Consider the following 23,955-nt stretch of genomic DNA (forward strand, 5'->3'; position numbering starts at 1 on the left):
GACGCCCCCCCGTTCCGAGGCTCGCCGCCCGCGACGACGGTTGCGGCCGGCCTACTTCTTCTCCTGGATCTCCAGGCGGCGGGCCTGCGGTTCCGGCCGCCGAGTCGAGGGCAGGGCGATTTCGAGCACACCGTTGCGGAATTCCGCGGTCGCCTTGGAGGCGTCTACCCCCTCGGGCAATGGGATGGCGCGGTAGAAGCTGCCGTAGCTGCACTCGCTGTAGGAGTAGCCCTCACGCTTTTCCTTCTTCTCCTCCTTCCGCTCGCCTCGGATCGTGAGGGTGTCGTCGGTGAGCTCGACCTTGACGTCGTTCTTGGTCAGCCCGGGCAAGTCAGCGCGAACGAGAAGCCGGCCGTCCTGCTCCTTGACGTCGACTTGCGGTGACCAGTCGGCCTCGACGAGTCCGGCCTCGCGCCGTAGCAGCTCGTGCCCGCGGGTGATGAAGGACGGCACGTGCAGGCCGCGCTCGACGCCGAAGTCTTCGAACAGCCTGTCCATCTCCTCGGCGAACCGCCGGATGAAGGCGAACGGGCTGCCCGCTCGCAACGCCAGGGGCGAGTTGCGTCGTGCGAGCTTCTCTCCACTTCGCGCGTCAGCCACGGAGAGGCTCGTCGCGACCTTCGCCTCCCCCTGAGGCACTTCCGCCTTCGCCTTGGGGGGCTCTTTCACTTCCAACATGGCTTGCTCCTCGTTGTTGATTGACCTTGGAAACGATGCTCCCGACGACCGAGTCGAAGGAAGCCCCGGCATCCGCTGCTATGCGGCCAAAAAGAAAGACCCCGACCGTTCGAGGTTTCGCACGGCGGGGCCGCCTTGGCCAGGACTTGATCGCCCGTCGCGAGCGATCAATCACTTCGAGAGTTCGAAACGCAGCTTGGGGGAGAAAGTTCACGAGATTCTTGTGAGCCGGAGATTTTTCCTCGGTCGCCGCCCACGAGGTCGAGGCATACAGGGGTGACGAATAGAGAACTCCGCCGGTGGGATGGCGGTGAGCAGCGGACAGGGCTTCGCGACCACCATCACGGACTGGAAGCGGATCGGCTCGCCGCCCAAGCGGCGAGGGCGACGTCTAGGGGCGTGTAGATTGCACCCATGTGATCGCCGAGCCGACGCAACCGCGGCCGGTGTTGCTCCGTCGCCCTCATCGCTCGCATGATCCTCGCGTAGCGGGAGTCCCCCGCGCGCTTCTCGGCCCGGATGGTGAGGACTGTCACGCCGTTGATCGCCCCGGAGTTCACCTGCGAACCGGGCACCTTGGACATCTGATAGGGTTCTCCGGTGGGGAAGGACTCGTCCGTCGTTCCTCGGCCGTCTAGGACGGTGCCGTCGACCGGGCAAATTTCGTGGTGTAGGATCACCAGTTCGCCCCCAGCGGCGACTCCGGCCAGCGGGACGTCGGAGAGGCCGCCGTCCTGTTTGCGATAGGCCCGCAAGGGCATGCGACGGGCGAGGGCCTCCAGCACGGAGGATGCACGGCCCACGGCGTAGGCTTCGAGGGCTTCGCCTCCCGAGAGCATGAGGACGACGAATGCCCCGGCCAGGTACTCCCCGAGGAGAGCCGAGGCGACGATGGAAATCCCGGCCAAGAGGTCGGAACCGAACTCGCGCCGCAACAACTTGGTCAAGAGGCCGAAGACGAGGCCACCGCCGCCGAACGACCAGGGGGAGGCGGTCGAGGGGAAGTCCTCGGATCTCGGCGGCCGTCTGAACTCCGAAGCGGAGTAGGAGGTGGATCGCGATCGCCGCCGCGGTGAAGATCGCGATGGACACTTGTTTGCGGCCCCGCCGATGGCATCCGGTTCCGACAATAGCCGCCGCATGGTTCAGCCCTCGAGTCCGAGTTCTCTGAGAACTTCGACCGCCCGAGACGTCGCTCGTGCTCGGTCCCCATCGGCGTCGACCTCCCATGTCGCGCGCCTTGTGCCAGGGCCCGGATCCTCCCAGATCGTGGCGGCCTGCATGTAGATGGACTGATCGGCGTCGGAGGCGTCACGCCGGCGGTCTTTGAGCCGAGCGCGGACGACGGCCGGCTCAGCCCGGCAGAGGAGGAAGACCTTCGGCACGCCGCAGCGCGTCGCCAGGTCGAGGAACCGGCGACGATCCGCCTCCCTGCCAAAGCTCGCATCTACTAGGACCCGACTTCCCTCGAAAAGCAGCGTCTCGGCTCGCCGCAAGCACTCGGCGTAGGTCCGCTCGTCCCACTCGCGGCTGTAGATCCCCTTCCGGTACTCAGACGGCGCGGGTTCTTCATCGTCGAGGCCGGCGAGCTCCTTTCGTACCACGTCCGAGCGGATCACGGCGAGGCCCGACCACACGGCCAGGGAGCGGCCCAGCGTAGACTTTCCCGTGCCGGGGAGTCCTCCCACCAGGACGAGCCCGGGCCTCCGGCGCGGAACCTCCAGCACACCGAGGGCCAAGAGCCAGCAGGCTCTGGCCTTGTCGAGCGCTTCCGCCCGATCGGCCGCCGGAACCTCGCCTTCCGCGTGCATCAGTCCCACGACCTTGCCCCGCACGGCGGCGCGGTAGGCGGTGTAGAAGGGGAGCAGCGTCCGCCCCTCCCCGTCGCCCGCAGCCCGGAAGTAGGCCTCGGCGAAGGCACTCCCCAAGTCCCTCCGGCCGTGGCGGGCGAAATCCATGACGAGAAAGGCCATGTCGGCCACCGGATCGGCGTGACGAAACCGCTCGCCGAACTCGATGCAGTCCACGATGACTAGGTCGTCCGGGGGGATTCGTTCGGGGAAGAGATAGATGTGGCCGAGCCGCAGGTCGCCGTGGCTGTCGCGCGGCACGCCCCGAGCGGCTCGTCCCTCGATGGTGGGCCGGAGATGGGCCAGGGCCTCCTCGGTCAACGACCGCAGCCTCTCGAATACAGCCCGGCTGAGCGTCGTGCCCACGTGCGCCTCCGACTGCTCGAAATTCTCCCTCGCGTTCCGGGCGACCACTTCATACCGGCCGGCGGCCGAGATGTGCGGGCCGGCTTCGGCGTGGGCGTGGAAGGCGGCGACCCGGGCCGCCAGGGCCTCCACTTGTTCGAGGCCGACCTCCTCGCGGCGAAGGCGCTCCTGCATCGTGGCCTCCTCGGGCAGACGCGTCATCTTCACCGCCCACTCGATCGCCTCGCCTTGGCCGTCCATCCTCACGGACGAGCCGTCCCGGACCACGGGGACGGCCCCGAGGTAGACCGCGGGCGCGAGGCGGCGGTTCAGGGCGACTTCCCGCTCGCAGAAGTGGCGGCGGCGGGCCAGGGTGCTGTAGTCGAGGAAGCCGAGATCGAGCGGCTTCTTCACCTTGTAAGCAAAGGGTCCCGCGAGGAAGACGACCGAGATGTGGGTTTGTCGGACCTCCACCGCGCCGACCGGATGAGGATAGGCGGCCGGGTCGGAGAGGGCCGCGATAAGGCCTGCAAGTTCCATCGGCCGCACATCCCTTCTCGCTCCCGGCGCCGAATGCGATTCGGATACGAACGGACTACACCTCGGACCTCATTCCGCTCCCCTTTCCTACCGGCGGATCGGGCCGCTCGCCTGCCAGGTCGAGTTCGGCCCGGATGACGAGGGTATCCGGCCCAGGGCGGAAGCGGAAGCCGAGCTTCGAGCAGACGTGCTGCATAACATGTTTCTGCGCCAGGATATCCGCCGCGATGCGGCGCAGGCCCTCGTCTCGGGCGACTCCGATCAATTCTCGCAAGAGTGCCGGGCCGAGACCACGGCCCTGGGACTCGTCGCGGATGATCAGGGCGAACTCGGCCTCGTCCGAGCCGTGCCGCCTGCCCAGTCGCCCTCCCCCCACAATCTGATGCGCCCCGGTCACCGGGTCCCTGTGGTCTGCCACGAGGACGAGGTCGCGGTCGTAATCGATGAAGCAGATGCGCGAAAGCCGCTTGAGCGTAACGCGCCCGCCGAGCTTCAATACCTGAAAATAGCGGCTGTAGCCGCTCTGGTACGACAGGGCCCGATGGAACTCGACCACCAAAGGCTCGTCCTCCGGCCAGATCGGACAGACGACGGCCGACGTGCCGTCGGCCGAGGACCAATGGATCACATAGCGGCTCGGATGCGGGCGGATGGCCGGCCCGGGAGGGCGGTTCCCGGCGGCGTCCGGCCCTTGGTCGACGACCCGGACATCAAGAGCGAGCAGGCCGTTGGGGGAGGCGAGCAGAGGATTGATGTCGATCTCCCGAATCCCGTCCTGTTCGATGTCGAGCCGGCGGAACTTCACTAGGATCCGCTCCAGCCCGGCTAGGTTGACTGGTTTGCGACCCCGGCCCCCCTGCAGGGCGGTGTAGATCCGCGTCCGTTCCATCATCCGCCGCGCGAGCGTCGTATTGAGCGGAGGGAGGCCTAGTGCGCGGTCCTTGAAGACCTCGACGAGCTCGGCCCCCGTGCCAAAGTGGAGGGCCGGGTCGCAGCTGCTTCCGACGATCAGCTCGTAGCCGTCGAGCTTGATCATCGGCTGGACGGTCGCCCCCTGGAAGTTCCTGGCCCTCACGCGCTCGCGCACTGCGGCTTCGATCGACTGGTAGGCCCGGCGTACGGCGTCGGCGAGGCTCAACTGCACTCCGCCGACGTCGGACCTGTGCGTGATGGTCTCGGATCGGAGTGGAGCTTCAGGACGATCGGGTAGCCGAGCCGGCCGGCCCGCTCCTCGGCCTGTGCGACCTCGGTCGCGACGGTCGGAATGCCGTAGATAGCGAGCAAACGCTTCGACTCGACCTCGGTCAGGATCGCCCGGCCCGCGGCCCGCGCCCTAGCGGTCGGGTCCGCCTCGGGGTCGTCCGCGATCGTGGGGGGCTCGTGCAGGACGCGGAGGTCGCAGCTGTCGTGCCAGAGGTAGTCGAAGGCGCGGGCGGCGGTGTCCGGGTAGGGGAATGTCGGGATGCCGGCACCCTGGAGGATGGCCTCGCCGGCGGCGACGCCGGCCCCCCCCATCCAGTTGGCCAGGACCGGCTTCCCCTCGACCCGGGCGTACTCCTTTAGGCGCTCGGCTGTCAGGGTCGGGTCGGTCATCGTCTGGTGGGTGAGGATCACGAGCAGGCCGTCGGTGTCAGGGTCCTTCGTGGCGACCTTCAGCGCCGCGGCGTAGCGGTCGGGGCCGGCGTCTCCGAGCACTTCGATCGGGTTGCCGCGACTCCAATTGGGCGGCAGAACCCGGCCGAGTGCCGCCCTTGTCTCGGAGGAAAGCGGGCTCAGCTCGCCTCCGCAACCGATAACTGAATCGGCGGTCAGGACGTCGGCCCCCCCCGGCGTTGGTCAGGATCGTCAGCCATGGCCCGCGCGGGCGCAGTTGGAGCCCCAGAACCCCAGCCATCGAGAACAGCTCGGCGATGCGGTCGACCCGCAGGACGGTGCAACGGCGGAAGGCGGCATCGAGCACCTCGTCGCTCCCTGTGAGGCCCCAGGTGTGCGCCGCCGCCGCCGCGGCCGCGGCCTGGGTCCGCCCGGCCTTGAGGACGATGATCGGCTTGGCCAGCGCCACCTCGCGCGCCGCCGAAAGGAACGACCGCGCGTCGCCGACCGACTCCATGTAGATAAGAATGCTCTCGGTCCGTGGGTCGTCGCCAAGGTGGTCGATCAGGTCCCCCCAGCCCACGTCGAGCATCGAGCCGACCGAGACGAAGGCGCTGAATCCGACGTTGGCACGTAGGCTCCAGTCGAGCACGGCGGTACACAGCGTCCCGCTCTGGCTGAGGAATCCGATGGAGCCGGGCCGGGCCGTGGCACTGGCGAGCGTGGCGTCCAGACCGTTCCACGGGTTCATCACGCCCAGGCAATTCGGCTCGACGATCCGCATCCGCCCGCGCCGGGCCTGCTCGGCGACCCGACGCTCGAGCGCGGCCCCCTCGAGGCCGCTCTCCTCGAAGCCGGCCGAGAGGATGACCACCCCGCGGCCCACGGACTCGACACACGCGCCGACAAGGTCCGGCACCGTCGGCGCCGGCGTGGCGATGACGGCCAGGTCGACCCACCGGAGGACGGCCCCGATGCTTGGGTGCGACTTGAGCCCCAGGACGCTCGGCCGGTTGAGGTTGACCGGGAACACGGATTCGCCGAGTGGACTGCCGGCGAGGCTCTCGATGACCGTGCGTCCCATATTGCCAGCCCTCTCAGTGACACCGATCAGTGCGACGGTCCGGAGCACGAAAATCGAGTCCAGCCGGGCTGCCCCGCTCTGGGGCACATCTCGCGTGAGATCGGGGGAGCAAAGCGCTCGAGTCATCCATACTGAACCTCTTCGGTATACGACGACGGCCGTCCCGGGGGCGTAGGGCAGCGCACGGCTCGGCGAGGACTCTCACAATCCGGATTGGCCAGCGGATGAGGATCCGCTAGTCCGTTGCCCTGGCCGACCGTTTTCTTCCGGATCGACAGGCGGGTGCCGTTCCAGGGAAATCGTGACTCAAATCCGAAGGCCAGCCGCACGGTCTGGCCGTCCGCGCAGAAGCAGCCGGCCCGAGCACGCCGCGATACGTTCGAGGCGGCACGTTGGATCCCGCCGACCACCTGCCGAGCGGCCGGATCCCAGGTGATCTCCACCGCTGTATTGCGTCACTCCGACCGAGTCCATCGCTCCTTCTCCACCTCTCGGTTCACCAGAAGCGCGATGTGCTGGATGCCTCGTCCATGCCGCACTCGGCAGTGGGCGAAAGCCCCTCGCTCATGGCGAAGTTCATGGCCGGTATCGTGATCGACCAGGCGCGAGGGTGACGTCCGAAGGCGATTCGAGCCAAGGTCAACAAAGACGGTGGATCGCCGGTGTGGCCGATCGCGGTCCCGACACCGGCTGGCTCCAACGGTCGCTCCCGGGTCGTTCCACAAGAGCGAGCCACGCCCGCATCGACGAAGATGGCCAGGTTGGCGGCCGCCAGTGGCTCGGCCTGCTCGGGGGCCAATTGATGCACGATCAGCATGCTCACGGCCGGCAACCTCCATCCCGACACGACCTCGGCCACCCGCGGGCCCACGCCGTCCTCGCCCCGCAGGAGATTGCCGTAGCCGATGATCACAGATTCGGGGGGCTATTCATGAGGTCAGCTCCGCAAAACAGCGTCATAAATGGATCCGTACGGGCCGAGGAGTTGGACGTGCAGCGGCATCATGCCCATCGCATGGGTCGAGCAGCTCAGGCACGGGTCGAGGGCGCGGACGCCCGCCTCCAGCCGGTTCAAAACGCCCTCCGAGATCTGGGGGCGGCAGATGAAGTGCCGGGCTATCTAACCCATCGCCTGGTTCATCGCCAGATTGTTCTGGCCTGTGGCGATGATGAGATTGATATAAGTCATCACCATCGATCATCCACGCGATCATGATGAGACAGTGTTCCGCGGGGTGCCTCGCTGACCCCGACCCCTCAGTCCGATTGATTCCGCTGCGGGAGCGGACATGGTCGGAGAGGATCTCGGGGTCGTCGAGCAGGCGTCCGATCCGCTCGATCGCCGCCAGGCCGAGAACGAGGGAGGGGAAGTCGCCGAAGGTCGAGCGCCGCCCGCGCGAGTTGAGCCGCCTCGGGAATGCCGGTGCGAATGGCGTCTCGACGGGCCGAGGAGAGCGGCTCGCGGCCCCCTCCCGGCACCGACCACGGCGGATGGATCTTCCTGCGGGCCACGTGCTCGATGACCTGCTGGCCGAATTGGCGAAGGAGGATGCCGCTGCGAGTGATTTCGGGCTCGGCCGCGATCAGGCCGAAAATATTGCGCCGGGCCGTATCGCTGTCCAGGCCGAGCAAAAGGTCCGGCCCGCTCAGGTGGAAGACGCTCAGGGCGTGCGACTGAACGATCTGCGCCAGACTCAACATCCTCCGGAGCTTCTCGGCGGCCGGCGGGTTGAGCCACCCCCAGGGTCGCATCGCCGGCCTTGGACGAGGCGAGCTGGTGGCTGATGGGGCAGATCCCGCTGACCCGCGCCATGATCCCCGGCATTTCCCAGAGTGGCCGACCCTCGCAGAACTTCTCGAAACAGCGGAATTCCGTCACGTGGAATCGAGCATTCGTGACCTGCCCCACGTCGAGCTGGACGGTGATCTTGGCGTGGCCTTCGATCCGCATGACTGGGTCGATAGTAATCCTCTGACCCATCGGCTGTCCCCTTTCCTAAGCGTCCTGGGGGGGCGAATCGGACGTCTATCGACCGGGGTTGCGACTTGCATAATCCAATTCAATTCCATGGACATCTATTCGATTCAACTCAACCGAACCTGATCTCGCTCGCCGGCAGGTGGACCGATTTACCTGCCAGGAGCTGTTCTAGCACATCGCGTATCCGGGTCGCGGGCGGCGGGCAGCCCGGTAAACACACGCCCACCGGCACGATCGCATGGACCGGGGTCACGAGGTCGAGCAACCTCGGGATGATCCCTTGATCCTCGGGGACCCGCGGGCCGAGGCCGCCGTTGTCGAGGTAGACGCGGCTCAGGACGGCCCCGGCGTCGCCAAACGGGTTGCGTAAAACGGTCACGTTCCCCGTCACGACGCAGTCGCCGAAAGAAACGAGTGTTCGGGTCTGCTTTCGGACCCGGCGGATCAGATCGAGATGGTCCTCGTTGGCACCCGCCCCCTCGACCAGGGCCCTCGGGGTACACCTTCACGTCGAGGAACGGGAAATAGACGAGATCCGCACGCCCGGCGAGGTCGATGAGGAACTCGTCCATATCGAGGAACGACATGTGGCAGCCGGAGCAGCCGCTGAGCGAGACGGTGGCCAGCCTCATCAGTCTCACGACGCCTTCTCCCGCATACTCACCAGGCCAAGGAGGCGGTCGCGGCCGCGGGCGCCAGCTCCCCCACCGTGTCCCCTTGATGGAACAACGCGCCCGTCGGGCAGGCCATGACGCACTTGCCGCACGAGGTGCAAGTGGATGACTCGCCCCAGGGCCGGTCCGAGTCGATGACGATTCGGGCGAGTGTGTCTCGGCCCGAGAGATGCCAGGCATGCGCCCCCTCGATCTCGGCGCATGCCCGCACCCAGCGCGTGCAGAGGATGCAGCGGTTGTGGTCGATGCCGAAACGCTCGTGGCTGAGGTCCACCTCGCAGACCGGATTGAAGTAATCAAAGCGAACGTGGTCGACGCCCTGCGCCGCGGCCTGGTCCTGAAGCTCGCAATGGCCGTTGGCGCCACAGACCGCGCAGGCTTGGTTCCGTGCGGTCAGCATCATCTCGATGACAATCCGCCGATAGCCACGAAGCCGATCGGACTCGGTCCGAACCTGCATCCCCTCGGCGGCCTCCATCATGCAGGCCGGGGGGACCGGCCCGCCGTCGTCCCCGAGTTCGACCACGCAGAGCCGGCAAGTGCCGACATCGGCGACCCCGTCCAGGTGACAGAGCGTCGGCGCCGCGATCCCGGCTCACGGGCCGCTTCCAGGACTGTCGCGTCCTCAGGGACGCGGACAGCTTTGCCGTCGATGGTGAGGGTCTTCGACGCCGTGTCGTAAATTCTCCTTGTGGGGATCTCGGTGGAACGGAACTCTGCCTCGGAGCAATCGGGAAGCCTTCTTTACGGCGAGGTGGCGACGTGAACCGCGCCACCTGCGACGCGATACGGGACGGCGTGGTGTAGCGCCTGCACGAAGAATCCCTGCCACGGTTTCGAGCACCGGCGGGGATTCTTGAGGTACTCGGACAACGCCCTCGGTCTCGCCCGAGTTGCGGTCATCATAGCGTACGGCGCCGAGTGGCGATCGCTTAAGGCGCATGCGGCCTCCTCCGCCCGTAGAAGGCCCTCTTGGCGAGTTCCGTCGCGGCAACGTAGGAGGCGACAATCGCCCCCATTGCGAGCAGGAATCCAACCGGCAGCGCCTGGAATCCCAGTGCCCGCCCCGGCGAGGTGTAGGGAAGAGCCAGAGTCACGAGGCCGACCACGGCCGTGCTTGCGAGGAGTGTCCGGCCGGGCCGGCTTGCAAAGAACGGCCGCCGCGTGCGGATCACGAGTACGATCAACGAAGCCGAGATCACCGACTCCACGAACCATCCCGTCCGGAATTCCCCAGGCGCGGCGCGGAGGGCGAGAAGCAGAACGCCGAATGTGGCGAAATCGAAGAGCGAACTCAAGGCCCCGAAGACAACCATGAAGTCACGGATGTCGCCGACATCCCACCGCCGCGGCTGTTCGGTCAGTTCGGGGTCGACGCCATCGGTGGCAATGGCCATCTCGGGCAGGTCGGTCAGGAGGTTCATGAAGAGGATCTGCTTGGGGAGAAGTGGCAGGAACGAGATGAGTGGGGAGAGCCCCGCCATGCTGAGCATGTTGCCGAAATTCGCGCTCGTGGCCATGTAGACGTACTTCAGCGTGTTGGCGAAGGCGACGCGCCCCTCCCGGACGCCCTCGACCAGGACGCCAAGGTCCTTCTCCAGGAGGACGATGTCGGCCGCTTCCTTGGCGACGTCCACGGCCGAGTCGACCGAGATGCCGACGTCGGCGGCGTGCAGGGCCGAGGCGTCGTTGATCCCATCGCCCAGATAACCCACCACGTTTCCGGCCTTTTTGAGGGCGAGGAGGATCCGCTCCTTCTGGTTGGGCTCGATCTCAGCGAAGATCTCGACCTCGCTGACCCTCCGGGTCAGGGCGGCGTCGCTCATCCGGGCGATCTCTGGCCCTGTGAGGATGCCTGGGCCGGTGAGCCCCACGAGCTTGCTCACCGTCGCGGCGACGAGCCGGTTATCACCCGTGATGACCTTCAGGGCGATACCGAGCCGCCCCAACTCCCGTATGGTCGCGTCGATCCCGGTCTTCGGGGGATCGTGGAGCACTAGGAACCCTAGGAACGTCATGTCCGCCTCGTGGCTCCTCGTAGGGCGCGATTCGGTCCCGAAGTCACGGTACGCCACCCCCAGTGCGCGAAACCCGCCGCCGCCCAGCTCCGCGTAACGCCGCTCGACCTCGGGACGCACGGAGGCGAGCTCGACGACTTCGCCCCCGACCCCCTCGGCCCGCGTGCAAGCCTCCAGAACGTTCGCAAGGGCCCCCTTAGTGACCAGGAAGCGGCGGCCGTCCCGCTCTACCGCCACGCTGAGTCGCTTGCGGACGAAGTCGTAGGGGACCTCGCCGAGTTTGCGGAAGCCGGTGAGGTCGAAGGATCGGTGGGCGCGGACGGCTTCATCGATCGGGTTGGAGAACCCGGCCTCGAACGAGGCGTTGATGAAGGCGTGTAACAGGACCTTCTGGCTGGGGCGGCCCGCGAAGTCCAGGGCCCCCTGCAGCCGGACGACCCCCTCGGTCAGCGTGCCCGTCTTGTCGGAGCAGAGGACGTTCATGCTGCCGAAGCTCTCGATCGAGGCGAGCCGCTTGACGATCACCTTCTGCTTCGCCATCTCGCGAGCACCGTGCGCAAGGTTGACGCCGACGATCGCCGGCAGTAGTTGGGGGGTCAGCCCGACGGCCAGCGCCGTAGAGAACAGGAGGGCGTCGAGGGCCGGGCGCCCCAGGGCGACGTTGACGGCGAAGATGACCAGGACCAGGATGAGCGTTAGTTGCATGAGGAAGTAGCCGAACCGTCGGACACCGCGCTCGAATTCGGCCTCGGGCCGCTCCCGACCCATCCGGCCAGAGACGCGGCCGAACTCAGTCTCCGCGCCGATGTGGACGGCAAGGGCCTTGGCACAGCCGCTGACCACGTGGGTGCCCATGAAGAGGCAGTTGCTCCGCCGTCCGAGCGCCGTCCCCTCGGGGAGCCGCCCCGTGGCCTTTTCCACCGGGAAGGTTTCCCCCGTCAAGGTCGCCTCGTCGAGATGGAGGTCGGTGGACTCAAGGACGAGGCAATCGGCCGGGACGACGTCGCCGGCGTTGAGCACGACGAGATCCCCCGTCACGACCTCCTCGGCCGGGATCTCGGCCTCCGAGCCGTCCCGTAAGACCGCGGCCTTGATCCTGACTCGGGCCAGCAGCGTCTCGACGGCGTCGGCGGCCCCGCGCTCCTGCCAGAAGCCGAGCAAGCCGCTCCCCAGGACGATCGTCAGGATGATGAGGGCGTCGGTGAGCTGCCCGAGCGAGGCCGACATGCAGGCCGCTACGGCCAGGATCAGGATGATCGGGCTCTTGAACTGGGAGAAAAGCAGGCCCAGCCGGCCTTGCCCGCTCCGCCGGATCGCCCGTCCGCCCCGGAGCGCGAGCCTCCGTCTCGCCTCTTCACCCGTCAGCCCCCGCCGGTCGGAACCGGTTCGTCGGAGCACATCCGCGGCGTCGAGGCTCCAGAAGTCCGCCATCCCTCGTTCGTCGACGACCATAGAGGACTTAGCGGACTCGGTGCCCGAGATGCTCCTCGCACGCCGAGCCGCGCGGACCGGCTTCCCCGGAAAGGAAACCTCGGGATGTCGACCTCGGCTCGCGCCCATCGCGATCACTCCACGGGTTTGTTCGTCGAGCGAAGGCCAATTGCCAAAAAAACGACCAACCGAGGTCTCGCATGGCGTGGCCGCTTCAGCCGGGTCTTGATCGCGCGGCATGAGCGGCCGTCAGCCTCAAGAGCCCAGAACGCGACTCGTGGCTGAGAAGTTCACGGGATTCCCGACGGGCGGGTGTTTTTCGTCGACCTTTGGGATTCACCAGCGGCGATCGCAGCTTTGCAAAGTTTCAGGCCACCCGCAGGACCTTGGCCCCGCGAACGATCCCCGCCTTCATCTCGGTCAGGGCGCGGTTCGCCTCCTCCAGGGGATACTCCTGCACCTCGGCCTTGAGTGGGATCTCGGCCGCCAGCCGGAGGAACTCGCGCACGTCGGCGCGGGTGACGTTGGCGACGCTCTTGATCTCCTTCTCGAGCCAGAGGTGCTTCGGGTAGTCGAGCCCCAGCAGCGCCTCCTTGTCGGCTTCCTCCTTGCGGATCGCGTTGACGACCAGCCGCCCGCCACGCTCGAGATTCCCGAGTGCCTCGACGACCGTCGTCCAGGCGGGGGTCGTGTCGATGATGGCGTGTAGCGCCTCCGGGGAACGCTCGGCGGTGTCGCCCGCCCAGGTGGCGCCGAGCTCCCGAGCGAAGACTCGCTCCGACTCGGTGCGGGCGAAGACGAAGACCCGGGTGCCGGGAAACCTGTGGCGGACCAGCTTCAGCACGAGATGCGCCGACGCGCCAAAGCCGGTCAGGCCCAGGCTTTGGCCGTCTTCCATGCCGGTCAGACGGAGCGATCGGAAGCCGATGGCCCCGGCGCAAAGGAGGGGCGCGGCCTCCTCGTCGTCGAACACGTCCGGGATCGCGTGGGCGAAGGCCGCAGGCGCAGTCATCCGCTCAGCGTATCCGCCGCTCGCATCGCGGCCGGTCGCACGGAACTGGCTGCATAGGTTCTCCAGGCCCCGGCGGCAATAGGCGCATCGCCCGCAAGCAGAGAAAATCCAGGCGACTCCGACTCGATCGCCGACCCGGAAGCCCTCCGCGCTTGGGCCCAGGTCTTCGACCCGGCCCACGACCTGATGGCCCGGGATGATCGGTAGTCGTGGCGGCGGCGACCGCCCCTCGATCTCGTCGAGCTCGGTGTGGCAGACCCCGCAGGCGTTCACCCGGATCAGGATCTCGCCCGGCCCCGGCACCGGATCGGGCCAGTCGACCGACTCGAGCGGCGTCGGGTTGGCCCATAGGGGGCCTACGGCCTTCAGCAGCATTGCCCGCATCGTCAGAACACCCCCGAATCGTTGCCGGCCTCAACCTTGACCGGCATAACCTCACCCTCGCCGGGTTTCCGACCCCCACGTGCCGAGCAAAGGGGAATGCCGGCCCAGCCGCGGATCCGGATTTCGAGTGTCAGCAGCATGTCGAAGCAGACCCGGACATGGGCCCGGATGAGCCAGATCAAAGCCACCGAACTCGCACCGGGTTCGCTCCCCAGGTCCGGGCCCGTCCTCGCCATCGGGATCAACATCGCGCATCTCTCCTCAGTGAGATGGAAGACTCGGAACAGGCAAGGGGAATCGCTAAGGACTTGGACGTCGGCCTCGGTCCGTTACACGCGCACTACGGATCCGCGTCCGGGTGATCGCTGTGATCCTCGGATTGTGCTTGTGGGGCCGAGGCCTGGCGAGTCGATGCCTTCGAGCCGGCCGAGGGCGTAATCCAGCAGGTTCGTGGGCTTCATGGCCTCATGGCTCCCCCGCCCGATTGTACCGCTCGGCCAGAACGCGCAGTCGGGCGATTGCGCAATGCAGCCGCGACTTGACCGTGCCGAGGGGAATCCCCAAAAGGCAGGCGATCTCGGCGTCCGGAAGACCCTGGTAGTAGGACAGCTCCAGCGTCTGGCGCTGCAACTCCGGCAGCCGGGCCAAGCTCTCGCAGACCCACCGCTGACGCTCCCGTTCTTGCAACTCCTCGAGCGGCCCCGGCTCAGTGCTGGCCAACAGTTCGGCGAGGGGACCGGGATCATCCCCCACTTGCGGCGAGTCGAGCCGGAGCGCAGGCCGATGCCGGGCCCGCCGCAGGACGTCGATCGCGCGATGGCGAGCGACTGCGTACAGCCACGGCCGGGCCGGCCACCCGTCCCTGTACAGGCTGCACTTGGCGTGAACCAGGAGGAATACGTCCTGGAGCACGTCCTCGGCCAGGATCGCGTCGCCGAGGTATCGTGCGAGGTAACGGTGCAGCTCACCGGAGTAGCGGCGTAAGAGTTCGGCCAGGCTCTCGGGCTCTCGGTCTTCCCGATAGTGGCCGAGCAGGTCCTCGTCGCTCGACGACTCGAGGTCGTCCGTCGCCTCTGCCGCGGGGCTCGGTCGGCGAGTTTGGGATGTCGCTTCCCCTCCTGGCGCGGTGGGCCGGCGAGGCGATCGACGTCCGGATCCAACACGGAGCCGATCGCTCCGGGTTGGTGAATAAAGCGTCGCGGACAAGGACATGGGTCCACCTCCCGGGGTCCTGGGCGGTGGGCCCGGGACCGCATAAAGACTGCGGAGGCCATCGTAGCCGGAGGGCGAGAGCGGGAGGCGGCCCTTGAATCCGATCGTCGAGTCGGAGGGCGCACAATAAAAGCCCGCCTCTGTGATGGATCGCACAGGGGGGCCGCCATGGCCGAGTTGCATCGCCCGTCACGAGCGATGATTGTGAGGATTCTAGAACGCGGGCCGTCCGGAGTCAACCTGCATTCTCGCCGGACCGATCCGGTCGACCCCGGCCGCGCCCTTGGCTCACGCCGGGCCGAGGGCGACCGAGCGAGCGGCTCCGAATGTGGAGTGTCGGGCGAACCGGTAATAGGTTCCTCGTTCCTCCGCCTCGGGCTTCAATGATGATCAACCCGGAGATGCCCCGCTTCGGGCTTCTGGCCGGCACCGATGTCGGGACCGTCGGGCAGGTTGTTTTCCACAGCCTCTATCCGCCTATAGAAGCCGTGGTGCGTCAGCCTCGCCTCAGTCCACGTTGAGACGAAATCCCAACGGCATGCTTAATGTAGCTTGTTGCGTATTCATGACAATCTGCAAACTTTAGAAAACTGTTGCAGTGGGGCCTGGCAAAAGGCTCTTACGCCATGAAAACGACCACATCATGATCCGTTCTTCGCAAGCATCTCTCGCTCGAATGCGGCCACCGAATGTTCCGGGGAAGCCGATGCGACGCGGCCTGCGTCGTCCGCTCCGGGATATGTCGATTTTTCCCCAGCTGCATCTTGACAGACCCAATACGCGGATTATGCTCAGGGTGTCGAGGCTCAAGATGGGTATTCGACGCTCGGCTATGGCGGCCCCTCCATGCGGAATAGCGCAAGGACGGGGCTCTTTTCTTGCGCCTTGCTTCCCGTCCCACGACCGGACGACCCTACCCGGGCGGTCGCACGCTGGGTTTGACTTGATTTCGCGGTAATGGCTGCCGCTTCTTCGGCCTCGGCGACGTGTTTTCGTCGCCGGCCCAAAGGAGACGGCACCGTGCTGACGCCCCGACATCCATCTTCAACGCTCTCTCCGCAAGACCCGACCGTCGCAGACGGCCCCGCCAAACTCGCCGAGGCGATCAGGTCCGCCCTCGGACGCTGTGGCTACTCGGCGCTAAAGGATGTGGCGTGCGACGTGACGGATGGCGTGGCGCTGCTCCGAGGACGCGTGCCCTCATACTACCTGAAACAGGTCGCCCAGATGGCAGCCATGGACGCTGCGGGCGTTCATTCGGTCGTCAACAGGATCGACGTCGTCACATCAAGCAACGCACGAGCCGGATCCTCAAGTGTTCGGCTCATCGACTGATCTGATGAAGGCGATCCGTCGCACGCAATTAAGGAGCCCGAACCCTGCAGGCCCCAAGCCCGGCACGAACGAGTCGCTGGCCGTCGGCTGGACGATCGGCATCCCGCTTCTCGAGATCCGCGGCGGCCGGGTTCACCGCGCCGAGCTGCTGCCGTCCTCCGCCGGCGTTTCCGCCGATCTCCGATTGGCGGCAGCACCGCCAGGCAGATGAAAACTGTGCAGCGGATTTCATGGAAGGTGCCGAACGACCGCTCTCCCGGACCCTTGAAAATAGAGGGCCGTCCCGACAAATTCATCGCCCACTCTGAATCGATGCCCCCGCCGGAAGCGCTTGCCCGCACGGACCGTCCGGCATTCCTGAGGAGCCGACAGATGACCCCGATCCGCACCATCCTGGTTCCAACCGATTTCTCGCCGCAGTCGAATCACGCCCTCAGCACCGCCGCCGCCCTGGCCCGCGAGCATGGGGCGCGCCTGGTGGTGGTGAACGTCGAGCTGCTGTGTTCCGACGACCCGCCCCCGAGTTCGCACGCCGAGGAGTCCTTCCGACGGGCGTGCGAGGAACGGCTCGATCGCTTTTGCAAGCCTGCGCGAGGAGTGACTCTCGAAAAGAGGCTGACGCGCGGCGCGCCCGCCGAGGAAATCCTCCGCGTCGCCGAGGCTTCCGATTGCGACCTCATCGTCATGGGCACCCACGGACGCACGGGCCTGGGCCGCTTGCTACTTGGCAGCGTAACCGAGCAGGTTATGCGCCGTGCGAAGGTCTCCATGCTCGCCATCCGCGTACCTGCCGATGACGCCGAGTCCGAATCCGGCGACGAGGCGGAGACGCTCCAAGAGGCGGGGGGGTCTCCGGTCCGCACTATCTTGGTCCCGATGGATTTCTCCAAGAACGCGAACTACGCCTTCGACACGGCCATCTCCTTGGCTCGCGATTCCGGCGCGCGGGTCATCTTGCTTCACGTCGAGGAATTGGAAGAGCCGATATGGTCGGGCGAGCTGCCCGCGGCGTACGACGCCGAGGTGGTATTAAGGAAGCACGCACGCAAGCGGCTGAGAACCTGCTGCGATGCGGTGACGGGCGTCGCCGTGGAGTGGAGATCGACCTCGGGCCGCCCGGCCGAAGAGATCCTCCGCGTCGCGGACGAGTCCCATTGCGACCTCATCATCATGAGCACACACGGATCCAGAGGGCTGGATCGGCTGCTGTTCGGCAGCGTCGCCGAGGAGGTGCTGCGGCGGACGAAGTGCCCGCTCCTCGTCGTGAAGACTCCGGTCCGCACCGTCGCCTCGCACGACCCGATGGACCCGGCCTTCACCAAGGTGGGGCCGCCCCGTAGCGAGAAAGAGTCGAGCCTCGTCCCGACGATTGAACAGCACACCACCCCCCCGAAGGCCGACGCTGACAAGATCGTCGTCCTGCACGGCCTCTGCCCCTGCACGGGGCACCCCGTCTCCTACGTCCACCATCACGAGTTCCCCGAGGTCGTCGGCGAGGGTGACACGGACGCCGAAGGCGTGAATCACCTGACGCTCCTGCTCGGCCGGGCCCGCGACAACGCCGGCGGCGACTGGCGGAGGGATGCGATCGATCGGGCCGTCGAGGATGCGGCGGAATTCGGCAGGTCACTCCCGCCCGACCCAGACTTCCACAAGTTCCTGGCGTTCGAGGACGAAGCGTCCATGGAGGGCGATGCGCACGGGAGGGTCGCCGTCCTACCCCGAAGAGACGTCCCATGAACGACCGCACCGGTTTGCAACCCGAGATTCCATCATTCCGAAAGAAGCCGTCGCATCGCCTGACGCAGCAAACCATCTCTTCCTTCCAGTTATCAAGGACATTCCTACTTAAGCTTCCCAGGGCTCAGGCGGCTGGGATTTCCGGATAGCCGCTATGCCCCAGAGCTCTACTGTAACCGTTCAAGCGGATGCTTGATTGCTCACCCCGGGTCGAATCGCGCGGCTGGCGGGGAGCGGCGGGGAGGGAGTCGGTTGGCGGATTTGCGCCAGTGGTAGATGCGCGCCTCCTTGTTGCGCCGCAGGACTCGGTTGACGACGCGGATCGTTTCCTCGGCCGTCGCCGCCCGTCGAGCCGCAGCAGTCGCGTCATGATCTGGCGCACTCTGGGCGAGATCGCCGCCGGGGTTCTCCCCCGATCCTCCGCCGCTCCAGGAGGAGGAACCACAACGCGACGAACGACAGGGTCATATGGGAATGCCAGCCTACCCAGCTCCGGACCTCGTGGTGGGCCAGTCCGACCTCCCCCTTGGCCGCCTCGAACACCTCCTCGAGCGATGGCGTTTCCGCTGGGCTCGAGCCGCCTGGTCCAGTGGGACGTCGGGGCCGGCGTTGGTCAGGGCCTAAGTCGACCCGGGTTTCGCCGACGCTGCGGATTGCGATCAGCTCGCAGGTCTTGCGTTCCCCCCCCCAGCCGGCCGCGGAGGACCAGCGCGGCGGTCCGCCGCTGCTCGACGCGGAAAAAACCGCGGCATATAGCACCGCAGGAACTCTTCCAACCGCCCGAGCCGCTCGCCGACGGCCTCGGTCGTCACGACGCGTCGGCCAGCAGAGTCCGCGACTTCGGATGATCCAGGATCGACATGGCCCCCCCTTTCGCCGAGCTCGCATCCCCCGGCCCCTTCAGGATATACGTGCGCGACGCCGCAGACACGGATTATCCGTTACAGTTGAGTTAGGAGGACGGTCACGGAAGAGGCTTGGGTCCAGATCGACACGCAGGTCGGCGACGAGATCCTTGGCGAGGGGCAACGTCATCGCTCTCCCGCTGCCCACTCCGTACCTCTCCCCGAAAGCTCAAATTCGAGCTTACTCACCTCCCCACGGTCATATCGGCACCTCAAGCCGATCGACCAGGACGTGCACATCGGCCCGTACAGCACCAAACTTGGCTCGGCTCATGGAGCCCATTGGTGGCAACGCACGTTTGCATCTTGGGGGGGGGCAGCGCCCTCCCTACAAACGCGCCCTGTTTGAGTCAGGAGTTTTGTGGTCGGCGTCTCGTGGCGGCGGTCAGGCTTCCACCATCTCCCGTGCCGCTTGGTAGGCTTGGTTCAACTCGACCATCGCCTCATGGGTTCCGCCTCGGTCCGGGTGGATCTCCACGGCCTTGCGGCGATAGGCGGCCCGGACTTGCTCCAGCGTCGTCGGAAAGGTCAGGCCGAGCGCGGCGAGGCAGGCCTCGCGATCTCCTTCAGCCCCCGAGCGAGACTCTTCCTGCTTCGCCACTGCTTCATCCCAGGCGAGCTGGGCCGCTTCGCGGGTCTCATACGCGCCGAGACGGAAGACGGTCCGATGCCGAAGTCGCTTCCCGTCGCGATACGACTCGATCACCTGCCAGTAGGTCTTTCCCCGCATCTTCCTGAACCGCAGGAACATCCCTGCCCCCTCCCACCTTGACACGACAGGCCGCCCCGCCGGCGAAACGCCCCCCGGCGGCCCGACCGTCACCACGTCTTCTTGCGGTACTTCAAAGCTTGCATGGACGGCGGCTTCCCGTCGACCTTCTAGGCTAACACGAACGACTCGACCACCGACCTGCCGCGAGACTCGTCGAGGGCTTCTTCGGGGAGCCGGATGGTCCCTCGTCCGACGCCGAACTTGTGGAACGGCAAGGCCGCCCTCTATTTAGAGAGCATAGCCGATAGATGTCGTCGTTCGACACGCTCAGTCGCCCGGCGACCTCGTGGACGGTGAGAAAACTCATGCCGAGCCGACCAAGAAAGCCGTCACGAAAGGTGGTCCAGCCCATCCGACGTCATGCATCGGCGGTCGACGCGATGTCTCGTCAACGAGTTCCGCGACGATCTTCCGCGGGGCCTATTTTGCTACGCTCAGGATGGGTTTCGGAGTGCTGGGATGGGGCCCCCAGCTGCAAGAGGCTTGCGCCCGGCCTCAGTGAGGGAGGTCCCAAGTCTAGAGCCACGGGGTCACAGACCCCGGCTCCAAATTGGATTCGGTCCCCCGCTCAGCGAGAGATTCCGCCTCGTTGAACACATGAGTGCGAATCCAATCGATCATCCAGATCTGCCTCTCCCTGGCCGCGACGGCGCGGAGATACGGGCGGACGAGCTCCGAAGCGGATCGAGGAAGAGGCGCGAAGACGAGCTCGGAACCCCTACGGTCGACTGGGCGGGCGGCACATGCGATGACACGATCGATGGCGGCCCCTCGCGGGATTCCCGGCGGGAGCGGAAGCCCTTGTCGTAATGACATGTCGTCCGTACTTGTGCGCAACCCACATCAAATTCACAGCATGCAATTCGACATCGTAACAGTGCTCTTCGCGTCACGTCGTCCTTTCTGGCAGAAGGCCGCCTGATCGACCGTCGACGATCGGCCCGGTTCCTCGTCTCACAAGTCACCTCTTGCGAAGCGAGAACACAATTCAGACACTCGTCATAGACGGGAGCGTGTCAACGGTTACTCGAAGGTCGTCCGATCCCTGGTTCGAAGGGGCGTCACATGAGAATCTTGATCGCGATCACATTCGTCGTCGGTTCGGTCGTCGCTCCGGCGGTTCGGGCTCAGAAGCCACCAGACGCTCCCCCACCCTCCTCGTATCAGTTGACAGACTTCGGGGTCATGCCGAGGCCTGCGTTCCGCCAGGTCCTCCTCACCCTACCGGCCGTCCAGGAAGAGTTGAAGCTGACCGACTCCCAGAAGAAGGAGGTGGAAACCACGGTGAATCAGCGTCTCAAGAAGATGCAAACGGCAAGACGCGAGCTCACGTCGCGGCGAAAGAGCATGGAGTTTCGCGAGGCGCTCATGAAGGAGCTCGAGGCGGCGCTCCGCGAAAACTTGGAGCCGAGCCAGCGCGAGCGCCTGGATCAAATTCAGCTCCAAGCGCAGGGTCCGCTGGCCTTCAACGGGGCCGGGTCTGCTCAGATGGCTCTGGTCGACCCCGATCTGGCGAAGCGCCTCAAGCTGACCGACGACCAGATCCGTCGGACGCAAACGATCGCCGAAGAGGGGACCAGGGAGATCAAGAAGGCGGCCGCCGTCCCCATCCTCATCGATTCCAAGGCGAGCGCGCCGACGCGCGAGTCGATCCGTCGGTTCGTCGAGAGCCCGGAATTCAAGGCGACCAAACGCACGACGCGCGAAGCCGCCCGAAATGCCTGGACCAACGTCGTGCGGCGGATCGAGGACGTTCTGACCGAATCCCAGCGCAAGGCCTACCACGAGATGGTCGGCGCGCCGTTCGACCTGTCCAAGCTGCGTTCACATGAGGACGCAACGGCGGAGGACGCCGAGATCGTGGTCAGCACCCTGAACGTCGGCGGCGGCGACGATGGCAATAGCGGCGGCGGCCAGCGCGCCGACCCGGACTTCGACACCAAGGTCGCCCGGCCGGCTTACACGTCGAAGCATCCTCGCGTTCTGTTCGACGAGGCCCACAACAATTTCCATGCAGCCGGCGGACGATACAAGCCGTTCGCGGAGCTCGTCGCCAACGACGGTTACAAGATTACACCCAGCAAGGACAAGTTCACTGCGGAGCGGCTCTCGACGGGGAACGTTCTGATCATCGCCAACGCCCTGGGGGCTGCCGGCATGGGAAGTCCCGGCGCGTCGGACTCGGCTTTTACCAAGGCCGAAATCGACGTCGTCCACGATTGGGTCCAGGCCGGCGGCTCGTTGCTCTTGATCACCGATCACGCTCCGTTCGGCTCGGCGGCCGAGTCGCTCGCCAAGCGCTTCGAGGTCGATATGAGCAAGGGTTTCACATCCGACCCCGAGAACTCGGAAGGGGGCGAGACGAGTCTGGTCTTCACCCGCAAGAACAACCTCCTGGGCGATCACCCGATCACGAGGGGACGGGACGATTCCGAGCGGATCAACCGCGTCCAGACGTTCACCGGTCAGTCGCTGAAGGGACCGGTTGGGAGCGTCGCCATCCTCAAGCTCGCCGATACTGCGGTCGACGAAGGCGTCGATGAGAAGCCGAAATCCGCGGCCGGCCGGGCGCAAGGCGTGGCGTTCGCCTTCGGCAAGGGCCGAGTCGTCGTCCTGGGCGAGGCGGCCGAGATGTCGGCGCAGCTCATCGGAAACGAGCGGTTCGGGATGAACGTGAAGGGCCTGGACAATCGCCAACTGGCCCTCAACATCATGCACTGGCTCTCCGGCCTGCTGGAGCCGCGCGGCGACGCGAAGTGAATCGGCGACCGGACGGTTCGTAAGCCGACGGTTTCACCTTTTGTCGGGCGCGCGGACCAGCTTCGCGGCCATAGTTCGGGTCCATCGAGACCCATTCGCCGAGTCGGCGCAGCGCTGAAGGTATTTCCGCGCGTCGTCGGTCCGGCCGCGGTTGAGCAGGAACCTGCCGACGATGAACTCGGCGTTCCCCCGGGCGTCCGCTTGGATCGTATCCAGGATCTTGTCCACGGGCGCGAGGTCGAGCGGCGTCCTCGTTTCGGCGGCGAGCGAGTCGCAGATCAACTGGCAAATAGCGCAGGTCTTGGGGGCCTGATCCTTGAGTTTGGAGCAGAGGTCCTCCCGGGCCGAATCCCGACGCGCGGCGTCGCCCAGTTCGTCGGCGACGAGCATGATAGCCGTCGCGAGATTCACCCGAGGGGCGGCCTGGTACGCGGCTTCCAGGGCCTCAAGCGCCTTCCGCGGCGAGTCGTTCAGCCAGTAGATGTAGCCGGATTCCCCGGACTGGATCGACGCCGGCGCAGCGGCGAGGGCGTTGAGCCGGGCCTTGGCGTCGTCAGGCTCCGAACCGGGCCTGACGCACTGAATCCTCTGGCGGAACAGGAACAGATCCTGCCACGCGGAGGAGGGATAGCGTTCGGCGGCCTGAGTGTACCAGTACTCGGCCCGGTCCCAGTCGTGAAGCCCCTCGTTGGCCTTCGCGGCGCAGAGCATCGACCAGCCCGCCCAGGTTTGGGCGGCGGCTTCGGCGTACGCCTTCGCTTCGGCCCATTGTTCCTTCGCGATGAACGCATTCGCGAGTTGGACACGGACCCTGGCGTGGTCGAGACCGGCGTCCTCAGTCTTGGTGAGGAATTCGTCGAGCGTCGACTTCCAGCGGACTTCGTCCCCTTCCGCGTGGTAGCAGCCGGCGAGCCATTGGTACGCCCAGCGGTCGGGGGAAGCCGCGATGTAGCGGGTCAGGCAGTCTTCCACTTTCTTGTACTGCTTAATCTCACTTTACCTCTTCCCCAGCGCGCCGAGGACGGCGGGAGCATCCTTGGACTTCTCTCGCCACGACGCGGCGTCCCCCTTCGACCTGTCCCAATCATACTCCAAGAGGCCCGCCATCGCGAACGGCGAGCTCGGGCTGATTTGGTGAAGGACGCGGGCGTACTTCAGATGGTTGGAGCCCACCCCCGAGAGGATCGCGCTGAAGTCGCGGACGGTTTTGGTGGTGTGCTGGACGCTTGCATGCCTGCCGGCGTCCGCGCGCGGGCACCCGAGCGCCCTGACAGCGTCGGTCATGGCGCGCTGGCTGAGTTCGATATCGTTAAGGTCGAGATGCTCGGCGAACCCGACGAACAGTTGGAGTCCGTTTCGCGGCTCGGCGACGCTGTCGAGATACGGGCGAAAGCGATGATGAGCGACCCAGGGTTGGGCCTGCTCTCAGGATTCATCGACGGCCACAGCCCATTTGTAGGCCATGAAGAGCAACCTTCGCCAGACATGGATGAAGCGGGCTTCGCGGGCCAGATGGGTCAGGACGCCCCAGGACGGCTCGCCCGCGTCGACGCCCGCCTTGCCCCGCATCGGTCATCGCTTCGATCGTCCCTGGTTCATCGACCGGCCGCCGAGCTTCGCGCGGACGGCCGCCGGCAGGTC

At 66.2% G+C, this 23,955-nt stretch carries 17 protein-coding genes and 4 pseudogenes; 4 read left to right on the top strand and 17 right to left on the bottom strand.

Translation table 11 applies throughout. The annotated features are described in order from the left end of the window. Positions 1 to 51: 51 nt before the first annotated feature. From BSF38_RS10100 to BSF38_RS29925, 13 genes and pseudogenes are all read right to left on the bottom strand, one after another. Positions 52 to 678 (bottom strand): Hsp20/alpha crystallin family protein, encoded by a 627-nt coding sequence (locus BSF38_RS10100; RefSeq protein ID WP_168189357.1) that lies wholly within the window; start codon positions 676 to 678, stop codon positions 52 to 54. A gap of 341 nt (positions 679 to 1,019) precedes the next feature. Then, positions 1,020 to 1,625 carry a P-type ATPase actuator domain-containing protein gene (locus BSF38_RS31655; protein ID WP_210405701.1) on the bottom strand — a complete coding sequence of 202 codons (606 nt, stop codon included), beginning with the start codon at positions 1,623 to 1,625 and terminating at the stop codon, positions 1,020 to 1,022. Positions 1,626 to 1,823: 198 nt separating this feature from the next. Then, positions 1,824 to 3,413, bottom strand: a complete 1,590-nt coding sequence (locus tag BSF38_RS10110; protein WP_076345279.1) for a bifunctional aminoglycoside phosphotransferase/ATP-binding protein — start codon at positions 3,411 to 3,413, stop codon at positions 1,824 to 1,826. 55 nt (positions 3,414 to 3,468) lie between these two features. Continuing rightward, positions 3,469 to 6,216 (bottom strand): annotated as a pseudogene (locus BSF38_RS32635) (bifunctional acetate--CoA ligase family protein/GNAT family N-acetyltransferase). 370 nt (positions 6,217 to 6,586) lie between these two features. Then, positions 6,587 to 7,003, bottom strand: coding sequence for a hydrogenase maturation protease (locus tag BSF38_RS10120; RefSeq protein WP_076345281.1), 417 nt, complete (start codon positions 7,001 to 7,003; stop codon positions 6,587 to 6,589). 24 nt (positions 7,004 to 7,027) lie between these two features. Then, positions 7,028 to 8,071: pseudogene (locus tag BSF38_RS32640) on the bottom strand (Ni/Fe hydrogenase subunit alpha). A gap of 109 nt (positions 8,072 to 8,180) precedes the next feature. Continuing rightward, positions 8,181 to 8,712: pseudogene (locus tag BSF38_RS10130) on the bottom strand (NADH-quinone oxidoreductase subunit B family protein). Positions 8,713 to 8,731: 19 nt separating this feature from the next. After that, a complete protein-coding gene (locus tag BSF38_RS31685) occupies positions 8,732 to 9,148 on the bottom strand; it encodes a 4Fe-4S binding protein (protein WP_210405738.1) in 417 nt (138 codons plus the stop codon). Positions 9,149 to 9,244: 96 nt separating this feature from the next. After that, positions 9,245 to 9,444 (bottom strand): annotated as a pseudogene (locus tag BSF38_RS32645) (2Fe-2S iron-sulfur cluster-binding protein); the annotation flags it as partial. A gap of 233 nt (positions 9,445 to 9,677) precedes the next feature. Beyond that, on the bottom strand, positions 9,678 to 12,194 hold the full coding sequence (mgtA, locus tag BSF38_RS10140) for a magnesium-translocating P-type ATPase (protein WP_076350730.1): 2,517 nt from the start codon (positions 12,192 to 12,194) through the stop codon (positions 9,678 to 9,680). 367 nt (positions 12,195 to 12,561) lie between these two features. Beyond that, positions 12,562 to 13,590 (bottom strand): zinc-dependent alcohol dehydrogenase family protein, encoded by a 1,029-nt coding sequence (locus tag BSF38_RS10145; protein WP_076345283.1) that lies wholly within the window; start codon positions 13,588 to 13,590, stop codon positions 12,562 to 12,564. A gap of 2 nt (positions 13,591 to 13,592) precedes the next feature. After that, positions 13,593 to 13,838, bottom strand: a complete 246-nt coding sequence (locus tag BSF38_RS10150) for a hypothetical protein (RefSeq protein ID WP_076345285.1) — start codon at positions 13,836 to 13,838, stop codon at positions 13,593 to 13,595. A 217-nt stretch (positions 13,839 to 14,055) separates the two neighbouring features. Next, positions 14,056 to 14,802, bottom strand: a complete 747-nt coding sequence (locus tag BSF38_RS29925) for an RNA polymerase sigma factor (RefSeq protein ID WP_099091967.1) — start codon at positions 14,800 to 14,802, stop codon at positions 14,056 to 14,058. 1,020 nt (positions 14,803 to 15,822) lie between these two features. Between BSF38_RS29925 and BSF38_RS10160 the strand changes: the two genes are divergently transcribed. From BSF38_RS10160 to BSF38_RS10170, 3 genes are all read left to right on the top strand, one after another. Beyond that, positions 15,823 to 16,137, top strand: a complete 315-nt coding sequence (locus tag BSF38_RS10160; RefSeq protein WP_076345287.1) for a BON domain-containing protein — start codon at positions 15,823 to 15,825, stop codon at positions 16,135 to 16,137. A gap of 4 nt (positions 16,138 to 16,141) precedes the next feature. Continuing rightward, the gene (locus BSF38_RS10165; RefSeq protein WP_076345289.1) at positions 16,142 to 16,348 is read left to right on the top strand and encodes a hypothetical protein; all 207 of its coding nucleotides are present in this window, start codon (positions 16,142 to 16,144) and stop codon (positions 16,346 to 16,348) included. 161 nt (positions 16,349 to 16,509) lie between these two features. Continuing rightward, a complete protein-coding gene (locus BSF38_RS10170; protein WP_168189358.1) occupies positions 16,510 to 17,877 on the top strand; it encodes a universal stress protein in 1,368 nt (455 codons plus the stop codon). Between the two features lie 1,290 nt (positions 17,878 to 19,167). Here the strand turns inward: BSF38_RS10170 and BSF38_RS10175 are convergent. Then, positions 19,168 to 19,533, bottom strand: coding sequence for a DnaJ domain-containing protein (locus BSF38_RS10175; RefSeq protein WP_076345293.1), 366 nt, complete (start codon positions 19,531 to 19,533; stop codon positions 19,168 to 19,170). Between the two features lie 1,086 nt (positions 19,534 to 20,619). Between BSF38_RS10175 and BSF38_RS10180 the strand changes: the two genes are divergently transcribed. Continuing rightward, the gene (locus tag BSF38_RS10180; protein WP_076345295.1) at positions 20,620 to 22,314 is read left to right on the top strand and encodes a hypothetical protein; all 1,695 of its coding nucleotides are present in this window, start codon (positions 20,620 to 20,622) and stop codon (positions 22,312 to 22,314) included. 33 nt (positions 22,315 to 22,347) lie between these two features. Here the strand turns inward: BSF38_RS10180 and BSF38_RS10185 are convergent, their stop codons facing one another. The 3 genes from BSF38_RS10185 to BSF38_RS31315 all read right to left on the bottom strand — a co-directional run bounded on the left by BSF38_RS10185 (position 22,348) and on the right by BSF38_RS31315 (position 23,883). After that, positions 22,348 to 23,286, bottom strand: a complete 939-nt coding sequence (locus BSF38_RS10185; protein WP_076345297.1) for a hypothetical protein — start codon at positions 23,284 to 23,286, stop codon at positions 22,348 to 22,350. Positions 23,287 to 23,310: 24 nt separating this feature from the next. Further along, entirely contained in the window at positions 23,311 to 23,598 is a 288-nt protein-coding gene (locus BSF38_RS10190; RefSeq protein WP_076345299.1) for a hypothetical protein, read from the bottom strand. 141 nt (positions 23,599 to 23,739) lie between these two features. Then, positions 23,740 to 23,883 (bottom strand): hypothetical protein, encoded by a 144-nt coding sequence (locus BSF38_RS31315; protein WP_168189359.1) that lies wholly within the window; start codon positions 23,881 to 23,883, stop codon positions 23,740 to 23,742. Between the last annotated feature and the right edge of the window lie 72 nt (positions 23,884 to 23,955).

It is taken from the genome of Paludisphaera borealis (assembly GCF_001956985.1).
Lineage (GTDB): Bacteria > Planctomycetota > Planctomycetia > Isosphaerales > Isosphaeraceae > Paludisphaera > Paludisphaera borealis.

Bases quoted from the DNA above. Each gene is read 5' to 3' on its own strand.
- mgtA (WP_076350730.1), bottom strand. From the start codon at position 12,194: ATGGCGGACTTCTGGAGCCTCGACGCCGCGGATGTGCTCCGACGAACC.
- BSF38_RS10180 (WP_076345295.1), top strand. From the start codon at position 20,620: ATGAGAATCTTGATCGCGATCACATTCGTCGTCGGTTCGGTCGTCGCT.
- BSF38_RS10170 (WP_168189358.1), top strand. From the start codon at position 16,510: ATGACCCCGATCCGCACCATCCTGGTTCCAACCGATTTCTCGCCGCAG.
- BSF38_RS31685 (WP_210405738.1), bottom strand. From the start codon at position 9,148: ATGATGCTGACCGCACGGAACCAAGCCTGCGCGGTCTGTGGCGCCAAC.
- BSF38_RS10190 (WP_076345299.1), bottom strand. From the start codon at position 23,598: ATGACCGACGCTGTCAGGGCGCTCGGGTGCCCGCGCGCGGACGCCGGC.
- BSF38_RS31315 (WP_168189359.1), bottom strand. From the start codon at position 23,883: ATGCGGGGCAAGGCGGGCGTCGACGCGGGCGAGCCGTCCTGGGGCGTC.
- BSF38_RS10150 (WP_076345285.1), bottom strand. From the start codon at position 13,838: ATGTTGATCCCGATGGCGAGGACGGGCCCGGACCTGGGGAGCGAACCC.
- BSF38_RS10145 (WP_076345283.1), bottom strand. From the start codon at position 13,590: ATGCGGGCAATGCTGCTGAAGGCCGTAGGCCCCCTATGGGCCAACCCG.
- BSF38_RS10110 (WP_076345279.1), bottom strand. From the start codon at position 3,413: ATGGAACTTGCAGGCCTTATCGCGGCCCTCTCCGACCCGGCCGCCTAT.
- BSF38_RS29925 (WP_099091967.1), bottom strand. From the start codon at position 14,802: ATGTCCTTGTCCGCGACGCTTTATTCACCAACCCGGAGCGATCGGCTC.
- BSF38_RS10165 (WP_076345289.1), top strand. From the start codon at position 16,142: ATGAAGGCGATCCGTCGCACGCAATTAAGGAGCCCGAACCCTGCAGGC.
- BSF38_RS10100 (WP_168189357.1), bottom strand. From the start codon at position 678: ATGTTGGAAGTGAAAGAGCCCCCCAAGGCGAAGGCGGAAGTGCCTCAG.
- BSF38_RS10175 (WP_076345293.1), bottom strand. From the start codon at position 19,533: ATGTTCCTGCGGTTCAGGAAGATGCGGGGAAAGACCTACTGGCAGGTG.